This is a genomic window from Alphaproteobacteria bacterium HT1-32 (assembly GCA_009649675.1).
Classification (GTDB): domain Bacteria; phylum Pseudomonadota; class Alphaproteobacteria; order Rhodospirillales; family HT1-32; genus HT1-32.
This window is the reverse complement of the sequence record WJPL01000001.1, coordinates 1,343,925-1,356,372: the sequence shown is the minus strand read 5'-3', so window position 1 is coordinate 1,356,372 and position 12,448 is coordinate 1,343,925. Positions and strand designations below refer to the sequence as shown.

The 12,448-nt window shown below is 59.1% G+C and carries 11 protein-coding genes; 9 read left to right on the top strand and 2 right to left on the bottom strand.

Annotation, left to right across the window (positions count from 1 at the left end; genetic code table 11):
• The first annotated feature begins 1 nt into the window (after nucleotide 1).
• The 8 genes from GH722_06380 (at nucleotide 2) to GH722_06345 (ending at nucleotide 8,529) form a co-directional block, all read left to right on the top strand.
• Nucleotides 2-700: an FCD domain-containing protein gene (locus GH722_06380; protein ID MRG71384.1), complete on the top strand. Its 699-nt coding sequence runs from the start codon at nucleotides 2-4 to the stop codon at nucleotides 698-700.
• Entirely contained in the window at nucleotides 697-1,899 is a 1,203-nt protein-coding gene (locus GH722_06375) for a threonine synthase (protein MRG71383.1), read from the top strand. The genes GH722_06380 and GH722_06375 overlap by 4 nt, the downstream gene beginning before the upstream one ends.
• 137 nt (nucleotides 1,900-2,036) lie before the next feature.
• Entirely contained in the window at nucleotides 2,037-3,071 is a 1,035-nt protein-coding gene (locus tag GH722_06370; protein ID MRG71382.1) for a transporter substrate-binding domain-containing protein, read from the top strand.
• A gap of 151 nt (nucleotides 3,072-3,222) precedes the next feature.
• Nucleotides 3,223-4,389, top strand: coding sequence for an ABC transporter permease subunit (locus tag GH722_06365; GenBank protein ID MRG71381.1), 1,167 nt, complete (start codon nucleotides 3,223-3,225; stop codon nucleotides 4,387-4,389).
• A 4-nt stretch (nucleotides 4,390-4,393) separates the two neighbouring features.
• The gene (locus GH722_06360; GenBank protein MRG71380.1) at nucleotides 4,394-5,518 is read left to right on the top strand and encodes an ABC transporter permease subunit; all 1,125 of its coding nucleotides are present in this window, start codon (nucleotides 4,394-4,396) and stop codon (nucleotides 5,516-5,518) included.
• A 17-nt stretch (nucleotides 5,519-5,535) separates the two neighbouring features.
• A complete protein-coding gene (locus GH722_06355) occupies nucleotides 5,536-6,303 on the top strand; it encodes an ATP-binding cassette domain-containing protein (GenBank protein ID MRG71379.1) in 768 nt (255 codons plus the stop codon).
• 28 nt (nucleotides 6,304-6,331) lie between these two features.
• Entirely contained in the window at nucleotides 6,332-7,477 is a 1,146-nt protein-coding gene (locus GH722_06350; GenBank protein ID MRG71378.1) for an aminotransferase class V-fold PLP-dependent enzyme, read from the top strand.
• 5 nt (nucleotides 7,478-7,482) lie between these two features.
• A complete protein-coding gene (locus GH722_06345; protein ID MRG71377.1) occupies nucleotides 7,483-8,529 on the top strand; it encodes a low specificity L-threonine aldolase in 1,047 nt (348 codons plus the stop codon).
• 19 nt (nucleotides 8,530-8,548) lie between these two features.
• Here GH722_06345 and GH722_06340 read toward each other — a convergent pair whose 3' ends face one another.
• Nucleotides 8,549-9,748, bottom strand: coding sequence for an aminotransferase class I/II-fold pyridoxal phosphate-dependent enzyme (locus GH722_06340; GenBank protein MRG71376.1), 1,200 nt, complete (start codon nucleotides 9,746-9,748; stop codon nucleotides 8,549-8,551).
• Between the two features lie 56 nt (nucleotides 9,749-9,804).
• Nucleotides 9,805-11,022 (bottom strand): aminotransferase class V-fold PLP-dependent enzyme, encoded by a 1,218-nt coding sequence (locus GH722_06335; GenBank protein MRG71375.1) that lies wholly within the window; start codon nucleotides 11,020-11,022, stop codon nucleotides 9,805-9,807.
• A gap of 146 nt (nucleotides 11,023-11,168) precedes the next feature.
• On the opposite strand from GH722_06335, the gene GH722_06330 reads away from it, so the two are divergent.
• Nucleotides 11,169-12,383: a LysR family transcriptional regulator gene (locus GH722_06330; protein ID MRG71374.1), complete on the top strand. Its 1,215-nt coding sequence runs from the start codon at nucleotides 11,169-11,171 to the stop codon at nucleotides 12,381-12,383.
• Nucleotides 12,384-12,448: the final 65 nt, after the last annotated feature.

Below are 12,448 nucleotides of genomic sequence, written 5' to 3'. Positions count from 1 at the left end.
TATGTCGGATACCTCGATCTTCGAGCGCGACCGCGCCTATCAGCGGCTTCTGGACCAGATTCTCGGTGGAGAATTTGATCCGGGAGAGCCGTTGTCAGAGCGCAAGCTGGCAGACAGTCTGGGCATGGGCCGAACACCGGTCCGGGAAGCCATCAAGCGCCTGACGGCGGAAGGCCTGCTGACGGTCCGCCCGGCGCGGGGAACTTACGTCAACAAGCTGACCCCGGCAGATGTTACCGAAATTTACGAGGTCCGGTTCGGCCTTGAAGGCACGGCGGCCTATCTTGCTGCGGAACGGGGCCCAACGCCTGAATTTTCCCGCTATCGCCGCGCCTTCGTTGATATGATCGAGCGGCCGGAATCCTATGACCTGAACGAAATTCACAGATGCGGTCAGGAATTCCATGTCGAGATGTTCCGGGCGGCCCGGAATCGCTATCTGCTGGAAATTTATGAGCCGATGCGATTGCGCCATTCGGTGACCCTGGGCCTGCCCCGGCATTACGACCACGGATGGGTGCTGGAATCAGTGCGGGAACATCTCGGCATACTGGACGCGATTGTCAGTGGTGATCCGGCAGTTGCCCGGCAACTGGTCTGCGATCATCTGGTGGTTGGTCTTGAGGTCCGGTCACGCATTTTCGAGACGCTGCATGTTGCTGTACAGCCGGATCTTTATCGAAAGGTGGTCGGGGCGTGACGTATGTCGACAGAATCGCCAGCTGGCATTCCGGTGAGCCGGTCAGCAATCTTGGATCCTCAGCTCTGACGCCCGGTGATTTTCCGGTTGTCTCCTATGACCTGAAGCGTCTGAAAGCTGAACTTGACCGGGATTCCATTTCACGGGGACCGGCGACGCTGTGGCGTTATGCCGCCCTGCTGCCGGTGGAAACACCGGAGACCGCCGTCAGTCTTGCCGAGGGCTGGACACCGATGCTGGCGACGCCGTCGCTGGGCCGTCATCTCGGTTATGACCGGCTGTTCCTGAAGGATGAGGGGCGCAATCCCTCCGGCACCTTCAAGGACCGTGGTGCCAGTGTTTCGATTACCCGCCTGCGTGAACTTGGCGTGACGACGGTTGTCCATAACAGCTCCGGTAATGCCGGTGGATCCTGGGGCCTGTATGCGGCGCGTGCCGGTATGCGCTGCGTCAATCTGATGCCGGACGACGTGTTGCCGGCAAGCCTGCAGCAAAGTGCGCTGGCGGGGGCCGACACCTGTATTCTGGACGGTCCCTGGCGGGATGCCGGGGGTATGGTTGGCGACGCTGTAGCGACCAGGGGCTGGTGCGATGTCCGGACCCTGAAAGAACCTTATCGCCTTGAAGGCAAAAAGACGATGGGTCTGGAAATCGCCGAACAGCTTGGCTGGACCCTGCCGGATGTCATTGTCTATCCGACGGGCGGCGGGCTTGGGGCGATTGCCATTTACAAGGCGTTTGAGGAATTGCAGGCGCTGGGCTGGATTGCAGCCGGACCCCTGCCGAAACTGATTGTTACCCAGTATGAAGGCTGCGCACCGATTGTCCGCGCTTTTGAGAACGGCGCGGATCATGCCGATCTGTGGCCGGATATTGATGTGCCGCCCGGCGGCCTGAAATCCACCCGCCCGCCCGGCGATCAGAAAGTTCTCGAAATCGTCCGGCGGACCGGCGGGACGGCTGTGACTGTTTCCACCGGGGAGGCGGTCGATATGGTTGGTACCATCACCCGCCATGAAGGGATTTTTCCCTGCTCGGAATCAGCGACTGCAGTTGCCGGCTTGCACAAGGCCCGGGAACTTGGCGTAATTGAGGGCGGAGAGAGAATTGTCGTTGTTTCGACAGGTGCCGGAATGAAGTCAATTCCGGTGTTGCCGGCGCCGAATATCCGGCATGTCCGGTCGGGGGAGGCTTTATAGTGACAACAGATAAGCGCCAGAAGGTGCAGATGTCACTCGGGAGTGTCCGGAACTGCCAGAGTTGCAGGCCGGATATTGACGGAAGCAGTTTGTATGGTGCGCGCCAGCCGTCCGCGCTCGAAACAGGGAGACTTTTTATGACACGAATACTCAAAACACTTTCGATGCTGGCGGTTGCCGGCGGCGTCGGTCTGACAGGGACAGCGCCCGCATTTGCTGAAGACGGGCCAACGCTTAAAGCAGTTAAGGAACGCGGCGAACTGCTGTGCGGCATTCATCAGGGCCGGTATGGCTTTGCCTCCGCGGACAGTCAGGGCAAATGGTCCGGTCTGGATGTTGATTTCTGCAAGGCAGTCGCTGCTGCTGTGCTCGGCGATGCCGACAAGGTCAAATATCTGCCGATGGGCAGTGTCCAGCGGTTCCCGGCCCTTCAGTCCGGTGAAATCGACATGCTGTCGCGCACCACAACAATTACCCTCACCCGTGATGCCGCGCTTGGCCTGAACTTTGGCCCGCCGACCTTCTATACCGGCACCGGCTTTATGGTGCGTACGGAAATCGGCGCGAAGAAACTGGAAGATCTCAACGGGGCGACGATCTGCGTATTCCCCGGCTCGACCACGGAAAAGAACATTGCCTCGCTGTTTGCAGCCAGAAAGCTCGATTACAAACCGGTGGTTATCGAAAGCTCGAAGCAGCTCGTCGGTTCCTACATGTCCGGTCGCTGCGATGTGCTGTCGATGGATCAGGCCGGTCTTCCGGGTCACCGTCAGTATGATGCGAAGGTTCCGGCAGAGCATGCCATTCTGCCCGGCGTGTTTTCCAAAGAGCCGCTTGGCATTGGCGTCCGGGCTGGTGATGACCAGTGGTTCGACATCATCAAATGGGTCACCTATGCGACCTTCAATGCGGAAGAATATGGCGTCTCTTCGGCCAATGTCGACGAGATGAAAAAGTCGCCGAACATTGAAATCCAGCGCCTGCTGGGTGTGAAGGATGATCTTGGCGTCAAGCTCGGCCTGAAAGCCGACTGGGCGTACAACATCATCAAGCAGGTCGGCAATTATGCGGAAATCTATGACCGCAACTGGGGCCCGCCGCTGAATCTTGACCGGGGGATCAACAATCTCTGGACCAATGGCGGCCTGATGTACGGCTTCCCGATGAAGTAAGGCCGGTATCCGATGGTCCGGACGGGATTTCTGATCCGCGGCCGGACCATCGTTACCCGACATTCCCGGTGCAGCCTCTTCTGTCTGCGCCGGGCATGATCTGCCATGTCATAGCCGCGCGTTTGCCGCGCCAACGGGTGCTATTTTCTCGATGAATATGAACAAGACCGACCAGTCGGTTCTGCACAACAAGGCTTTTCGCAGCATTGCCTATCAGGCCATCCTGTGTCTCCTGCTCGGCAGTCTCGCCTGGTATCTGTACAGCAATGTGAATGAGAACCTCTCGCGGCAGGGTATCGCCACGGGCTGGGACTTCCTTCATTTATCCGCCGGTTTCGATATTGGTGAGACCGTCATCCCCTTTAATGCAGGCGATACCTACGGCCGGGCACTGTTTGTCGGTATTCTGAACACATTGCGCGTTGCGATGTTCGGTATCGTCATGGCAACGATCCTCGGGATCTTTATCGGTATTGCGCGGGTGTCCAGCAACTGGCTGCTGGCCAGCCTGTCCTCCATGTATGTGGAGGTCTGCCGCAATGTGCCGGTGGTGCTGCATGTGATCTTCTGGGGGACGCTGATTCACCTGATGCCGGCACCGCGTCAGGCCATTATCCCCTTTGAGGGGGCCTTCATCATGAATCGCGGGGTCGTGATGCCCTTTCCGGTTTATGACAGCATCTATCCATGGGTCGGGGTGGGCCTGCTCGCCGGTATTGTCGGTGTTTTTCTGCTCAATCGCTGGGCGCAGAAACAGCGTGAACGTACAGGACGTTATATTTCGACGCTCTGGTCCGGCCTGGCTGTCCTGATTGCACCACCGCTGCTGATCTGGCTGGTGGCTGGCGCGCCGCTGGAATGGGATGTCCCGGCGCTGCGCGGGTTCAATTTCCAGGGTGGCCTGCAACTGTCACCGGAATTCATTGCCCTGCTGGTCGGTATTACCGCCTATACCGCAGCCTTCATTGCGGAGATTGTCCGTGCCGGTATCCAGTCGGTGCCGCATGGGCAGATCGAGGCGGCCCGCGCGCTGGGTGTCCGCCCCGGTTTCGTGATGCGCTATATCATCATGCCGCAGGCGCTGCGGGTTATCGTGCCGCCGACAACCAGCCAGTATCTCAGTCTGATCAAGAATTCATCGCTGGGCGTGCTGATCGGTTATCCGGATCTGGTCAATGTCGGTAATACCACCCTTAACCAGACCGGACAGGCAGTCGAAGCCATTGCCGTGATGATGGTGGTCTATCTGTCGATCAGCATCTTCATCTCGATCTGCATGAATTTCTATAACCGCTTCGTCGCGATCAAGGAGCGCTGAGATCATGGAAGTCGATTTGAAAACCACCGCTCCTGAAACTGCCGGCCCGACCCGGACGGCACCGCCGCCGACGGAACGGATTCCGGTGCTGCGCTGGATGCGGGAAAACCTGGCCAGCAGCCCGTTCAATGTGGTCGTCACCATTCTGTGCCTGACCGGATTGTATTATGCCGTCCCCGCCTTCATCAGCTGGGGGCTTGTTGATGCGGTCTTTGTGGCGGAAAGCCATGAAACCTGCCGGGCTGCAGAAGGCGCCTGCTGGGCCGTGGTGGGTGAGAAACACCGGCCGATGTTCTTCGGTGTCTATCCTTACGAGGAACACTGGCGGCTGGTGATTGCGCTGATCATCTATCTCGGTGTCATCGCCATGACCATGATGCCGCGTTTCTGGAGCTACCGGATACTGGTGCCGCTCTGGCTGTTCGCACTGGTCTCGACCCTGACCCTGCTGTGGGGCGGGGTGTTCGGGCTGATGGAAGTGGATACCAGCCAGTGGGGTGGTCTGCCGCTGACCATGGTGCTGTTTACCGGCACACTGGTGATCGGTTTCCCGACCTCGGTTCTGCTGGCACTGGGCCGACGGTCCGACATGCCGATGATCAAGGCGGTCTGCGTGATTTTCATCGAAAGTCTGCGCGGGGTGCCGCTGATCACCATTCTGTTTGTGGCGGTCAACGTATTCCCGCTGTTCCTGCCGCAGGGTCTGGAATTCGACAAGCTGATGCGGGTCATGTTCGGGATGGCGGTCTTCTTTGCCTGTTATGAGGCAGAGGTGATCCGGGGCGGCTTGCAGGCCATTCCCCGCGGTCAGTATGAGGCGGCGGAGGCCCTGGGTCTCGGTTACTGGAATACGATGATCCGGATCATTCTGCCGCAGGCTCTGCGGATCTGTCTGCCGGGGATCGTCAATCATGTGATTGCGGCCTTCAAGAATACCTCCTTTGTGCTGATCATCGGACTGTTCGACATCCTGACCGCGACGACCTCGGTCATGCAGGACCCGGTCTGGCGACTCTTCACGGTCGAGGCCTATCTCTGTGTTGGCCTTGTCTATTTCTGCTTCTGTTATGTGCTGTCCAAGTACAGCCAGCTCGTTGAACGCTGGCTGGGCGAAGGCAAACGGTTCTAGGTTCCGGGAAAACAATGATGAATGACCAGACGACAACAACTGCCTCTGACGACCTCGCCATCGAGCTGATCGATGTGAACAAGTGGTATGGTGATTTTCAGGCGCTCTGCGATGTGAATATCAAGGTCCGCCGGGGAGAGAAGGTCGTGGTTTGCGGCCCTTCCGGCTCCGGCAAGTCAACGATGATCCGCTGTATCAACCGGCTGGAACATCACCAGCGGGGCCGCATCATCGTCGACGGTATCGAGCTGACCGATAACCTCAAGAATATCGAGGCGGTGCGCAGTGAGGTCGGCATGGTGTTCCAGTCGTTCAACCTGTTCCCGCATATGCGGGTGATCGACAACCTGACACTGGCACCGATGCTGGTTCGCAAGATGCCGAAAGCCGAGGCGGAAGCCATCGCCATGCAGTATCTGGAACGGGTGCAGATACCGGAGCAGGCCTACAAATATCCCGGCCAGCTTTCCGGTGGTCAGCAGCAGCGTGTCGCCATTGCCCGGTCGCTCTGCATGCAGCCGCGGGTGATGCTGTTCGATGAACCGACATCGGCGCTGGATCCTGAAATGATCAAGGAAGTGCTCGACGTGATGGTGGAACTGGCCGACGAAGGCATGACCATGGTCGTCGTCACCCATGAAATGGGCTTCGCCAAGACCGTCGCTGATACCATGATCTTCATGGACAAGGGCGAAGTGGTCGAAATCGCGAAGCCGGAGGTGTTCTTCACCAATCCGGAAAGCGAACGCACCCAGCTTTTCCTGAAACAGATTCTGACTCACTGAAGTTGAAAACAATGCAAGGCAGCGTGTTATGAGCGGGACGACAGCCTCCCCGGTTGACTGGGAGGCGCTGCGTCGCGACTTCCCGACGACAGAGAAATTTTGTTATCTGAATCTCGCGAACAAGGCGATCCTGCCGCGCTCGGTCGAAGCCAGCATGCAGTCCTGGATGGCCGATATTTATGACGATGCAGGGGATACCGCATTCTCGATGGGCGAGATCGAGAAAACCCGTGACGCGGTGGCCGATCTGTATGGCGCGGACCGTGACTGTATCGCGCTCATCAAGAACACTTCGGAAGGTGTGAATATCCTGGCTCAGGGTTTTCCCTGGAAAGCCGGAGATAACGTCGTCATCAGTGAATTTGAACATGAGAACAACACCTTCCCCTGGCGGCATCTGGCCCGGCGCGGCATTGAAATCCGGATGGCAGAGCCGGATGAAGACGGTCGTGTCACCATCGACCAGTATCGCAAGCTGGTAGATGACCGGACCCGCATTCTTGCTGCTGCATGGGTGGTGTATGGCAACGGTTTCCGCACCGATCTGCCGAAGCTGGCCGGGTTCTGCCATGAAAAGGGTGTGAAACTGATGGTCGACGGCATTCAGGCCGTGGGCATTCTGGGTGATTCCATCCGTGATCTCGGCGTCGACGTTCTGATTGCCGGTGGTCACAAGGCGCAGTTCAGTCTGGCCGGTGCCGGGTTCATGTATATGACGCCGGAAATGATCTCGATGGTGCAGCCACCTTACGCCGCGAAATTCAGCTTCAATACGCTGGACCGGACAGTGCCGGAACCGGCCCTTGCGGATGATGCGCACCGGTTTGAATATGGCAATCCGAACTTTCTCGGGACCTGGGTTCAGCGGCGCTCGGCGGAATATGTGAAATCCATCGGTCTGGCGAATATTGAAGCGCGGGTCTGCGAGCTGACCAGTTATCTGATCGAGCAGGCGGATCGTCATCAGGTCCGGGTCCGCACGCCGCGTCCCTGGGCCGACCGGGCGGGTATTGTCAGTCTCGACCTCGGGCGCCATGCGGGCGAAACCGTACAGGCCCTGAAGGAACGTGATGTCATTGTTGCCGAGAAGGACGGGCATCTGCGGGCCTCCCTGCATTTCTACAATAACAGGGCAGACATCGATCAGTTTTTTGCCACCTTGCAGGCGGTCTGACGCAAATGACCGGAATACGTATTGATCTTTCCAGTGATACCTCGACCCGGCCATCAGCCGGCATGCGCGAGGCCATGGCGCGGGCAGAAGTGGGAGATGAGCAGAAGGGCGAAGACCCGACAACAAACGCGCTTTGTGAACGGGTTGCCGGTATGCTCGGCAAGGAAGCGGCAATGCTGCTGCCGTCGGGTATCATGTCGAACGTGGTGGCGATCCTGACCCATTGCCGGGCCGGGGATGACATTATCTGTGATTCCCATGCCCATATCATCGGATCAGAGGGCGGTGCTCCGGCGGCTCTGGGGGGTGTATCGATCACGCCGATCCCGACCAGCCTTGGTATTTATTCAGCCGCAGAACTGGAAGCGGCCATTCGCCCTGCCCGTTCACGCTCCCCCCGGTCACGGCTGGCGCATATCGAACAGACGACAAATCGCGGAGGCGGTGTGATCTGGCCGCTGACGACAGTGACGGAAGTGGCAGAGATGGCCCGGTCACATGGCTTAAGCGTGCATATGGACGGTGCCCGTCTGCTGAATGCGGCAGCGGCATCAAATGTCCCGGCATCTGACTTTGCGGCACCCTGCGACAGTGTCTGGATTGATCTGTCGAAGGGGCTGGGAGCGCCGATTGGCAGCGTTCTGACCGGTAGCCGTGATTTCATCGAACAGGCATGGGACTGGAAGCACCGGCTTGGCGGTGCCATGCGGCAATCCGGGGTGATTGCCGCAGCAGGACTTTATGCGCTGGATCATCACCTGGATCAGCTGGTTACCGATCATGCTAATGCCCAGAGCTTTGCGCGGCAGATCGCGGGAATTCCCGGTATCCGGCTGGACCCGCCGGACGTCATGACCAACCTGGTTTTCTTTGATGTCGGAGAAACCGGCCTGAGCGCACCGGAAGTCGCAAAGCGGCTGCTGGCACAGGGTATTCGTGTCGGCGCACAGAATCAGCGCCGTATCCGTGCGGTCACTCATCTCGATGTTTCGGAAGATGATATTACCATCGCCGCCGAAGCCATCCGCGACATTGTCACGGATGGCGATTAGGCGGGTAATCAGACCCTGATCAGGTCAGCGCGGTGCAGGCCCGCTGGATGCGTTCACAGGCTTCCGTCAGTTCTTCCGTGCTGGAGGCATAGGAAATCCGGAAGTAGGGCGACAGACCGTAAGCAGCACCATGCACGGTGGCGACATATTCGGTTTCCAGCAGATATTCGACGAAGTCCCGGTCGTTCTCGATCACCTTGCCCTGCGGGGTTTTCTTGCCGATGACCCCGGCACAGCTTGGATAGACATAGAACGCGCCTTTAGGGCGGGGGCAGCTGATGCCCGGTGCCTGATTCAGCATCGAAGCGACGAGATCACGGCGTTCCTCAAAGGATTTCGCCCGTTCCGCCAGATAATCCTGGGGTCCGTTCAGTGCAGCAACGGCGGCGGCCTGACCGACGGAGCTGGCACCGGATGTCACCAGCGACTGCAGTTTGTGCATTTCCGCAATCATCGCTGCCGGGCCTGCCGCATAACCAACCCGCCAGCCGGTCATGGCAAACGCCTTGGAAATACCGTTGACGGTAATCGTGCGGTCTTTCAGGGCGGGCTCAACGGCCACGATGGTCGTCGGCTTCAGGCCCTCGAACACGATATGCTCATAAATGTCATCGGAAATGACGCCGACATGCGGATGGCGTAACAGCACGTCCGCCAGTTCCCGGAGATCGGCTTCCTCATAGACTGCGCCGGTCGGGTTGTTCGGCGAATTCAGCAGCAGCCACCGGGTCTTCGGGGTAATCGCAGCTTCCAGCTGTGCGCCGGTCAGCTTGAAGCCGTTATCTTCAGCGCAGGAAACAGTGACCAGCTTGCCGCCGGCAAATTTGATCATGTCCACATAGGCGACATAGTAGGGGGCTGGCAGAATGACTTCGTCACCGGGTTCGGTGCCGGCCATGAAGGCATTGAAAATGACCTGTTTTGCGCCATTGCCGATGATGACCTCGTTCATGGCATAGGTGATGCCGTTTTCACGCTTCAGCTTGTCGATGGCGGCCTGCTTCATTTCTACCGAACCGGCGATCGGCGTATATTTGGTTTCGCCCCGCAGCATGGCCACATGGGCGGCCTCGATCACATGCGGTGGCGTCGGGAAATCCGGCTGCCCCGAAGAAAGCGCGATGACATCAAGCCCTTTTGCCCGCATATCCCGTGAATTCTGGGTCATGACGGCGCTGGGGGAAGTCTGGATATTGCCCATACGGCTGGCGAATTTCATCGATAGAGCCCTTTGTTCTGATGTTCCGGTGTTGCCCGGCCGGGAGGCCGGGGCGGTTATGATCGGGATGACTGCCAGTCGCGGACCAGGCTTTCCACCCGGTCAATGTCAGCCGTTGTATTATAAATATGAAAAGCGAAGCGCATCATGCCGCGACGGATGCTGTGGATCACGTCATGTGCGGTCAGGTGATCCGACAGGGCCTGAATATCGCTGTCACTGGTGGAATCATGTCCTTCCGCCAGATGGCCGATTGAGACGATGCTGGCCAGATGCGGCCCGGATGGTCCACCCATGACCGGCAGGCCCAGCGCCAGCATCCGGTCGGCAAAAGCGCAGGACAGGCTGGTGACATGACGCTCGACCTCTGCCATGCCGATATCGGCCAGAATGCCGAGTGATTCATGAACCACGGCTGCTGCCGGGTAATTGTAATTGCCGAGATCAAACCGCCGGGCGCCCGGCATCAGGTCATAGCCGAGGGTTGCGGTGGCGGCCTCGCTGGCACCGCCACCCAGATCGACGCCGAACCGGGCGAGATAAGCCGGGGTCATCCTGTCGGCCCAGTCGCGGCGACAATACAGAAAGCCCATGCCGTACAGACCACAGAGACCTTTCTGGGTCGAGACGGCAAAGCCATCGACGATCATGTCCTGAACGTCACAGTTCAGCACGCCGACGGACTGTACCGCATCGACCAGCAGGAAGATGTCGCGCTCACGGCAGAAGGCGCCGATTTTCCGGGTGTCGGCGCGGAAGCCGGGGGAAAAGGTTACCGTCGGCATGGTAACGAGCCGCGTTTTGTCGTCAATGGCGGCAATCATCGCGTCGATATCAATATGGCCGTCACGTTCCGGCACAATGCGAACCTCGATGCCGGTGCGCTCTTTCTGGTTCAGCCAGGGAAAAACATTGTTCGGATGTTCAAGGCCAAGGGTGACGACCACGTTGTCGCCGGCCTGCCAGGGCATGGAGGCGGCGATGATGTTCAGCCCCTCGGAGACGTTCTTGGTGAAGGCGATTTCGTCGGGGTCGGCGTTGACCAGTCCGGCAAACCGTGACCGGGTTTCCTCCATCAGATCAAACAGCCCGGCCTTGTCTGTCCGTCCGGTGACCAGACTGTCGAGATGCCGGTCCAGCGCCTTGCGCCCGGATGCGGGCATCAGCCCCCGCATGCAGGAACTGAGATAGGTCGATTCCAGCGCGCCGGGAAATTCTGTCCGGGTCAGCATGGTGGGGCTGATGCCGTCCTGTTCGATGCGGTGATCCATCATTTTGTCCTGATCTGATTGAGCGGGGCCGGCCGGAAAGGAGAAAGATTTTCCGCCAATTTGGAGTTTGCCCTGAATTTGTCCGTACCGGTAGTGATAATCTGGCGTTTTCAGATTAGATTTGGCTATTCGATAACAGGAAATGTCATATGTTCAAACGGCCCAACATCCGACATCTCCGGGCTTTCAGTCTCACCGTTCGTCATAACAATGTCAGCCGTGCAGCCCAGCTTGCCCATTTGTCGCAGTCGGCTGTCAGTCAGGCTATTGCCCGTCTGGAAGATTATTACGGCTGCAGCCTGCTGGAACGCCGGAATGTCGGCGTTTTCCCGACCGCCTATGGCAGCATTGCCACCCGGCGGATTGACCGGGCAACGGACCGGCTGGGCCGTGCTGTTGAGCGCCTGCTGATCAACCGCCGCAGCACAAGCCGTCTGCCGGTCGAGGTGGACCGGATGATTTCCGTCTCCCAGCTTTCTGCGCTCTGTGCGGTCGCTGCAACGGGCGGGTTCAAATCTGGCGCCGACCAGCTTGGCCTGGCCCAGCCCAGTGTGCACCGGGCGGTTCGGGATCTTGAATCCCTGCTGGGTGTTTCCCTGTTTGAACGTACCAGCCGGGGCATTTCACCGACGCGGCTGGGGGCGGGATTTGCCCTTGAGGCAACACTGGTGCTGAAGGAAGTCGATAATATCGGCGATGATCTCGATATCGCCCGCGGCCGGTTTGAAGGCCGGATCGCGGTGGGGTCACTGGCGCTCGGACAATCGGATCTGCTGCCCCTCGCCATTACCGAAGTCAGCCGGCGGTATCCCCGGGCCGATTTTTTCCTGCAGGATGGTTCCTTCGAGCAACTCCACCATGCCCTGCAACATGGCGAGATTGATATGGTGATCGGTGCGCGCCGCCTGCATCCGGAGCCGGGGCTGGTACAGGAAGTACTGTTTACCGACCAGCTTTCCGTCATGGCCCGGGCGGGTCATCCGCTGGCAGGACGGACTGATATTCAGATTGCTGATCTCGCCGCATGGCCCTGGGTACTTCCGCGTCCGGGCACGCCCACCCGGGCTGTCAGTGATGCCATATTCGAGGGCAGCGGATATGCCCCGGCTACCGGCGTTATCGAAACCGGATCAATGCTGATGGTGCGCGGGCTGCTGGCTGCGAGTGATCGCCTGACCGTGCTGTCGCGCCGTCAGGTCCGGGTTGAGGAGCAGGCGGGTCTGCTGGTGTCGCTGGATTTTCACCCGCCCGGCATGGCGCGGGAGATTGCCCTGATGCATCGCCTCGACTGGCGACCGACCCAGTTGCAGGAAGTCCTGATTCAGCAACTGCGCGACCTTGCGCCAGAATCTCCCGCTGACTGACCAGCCCGCCGGAGGGCTGGCAAAAAACCACCAGACCCGGTTCAGTCACCCGGCTGTCAGCGGAT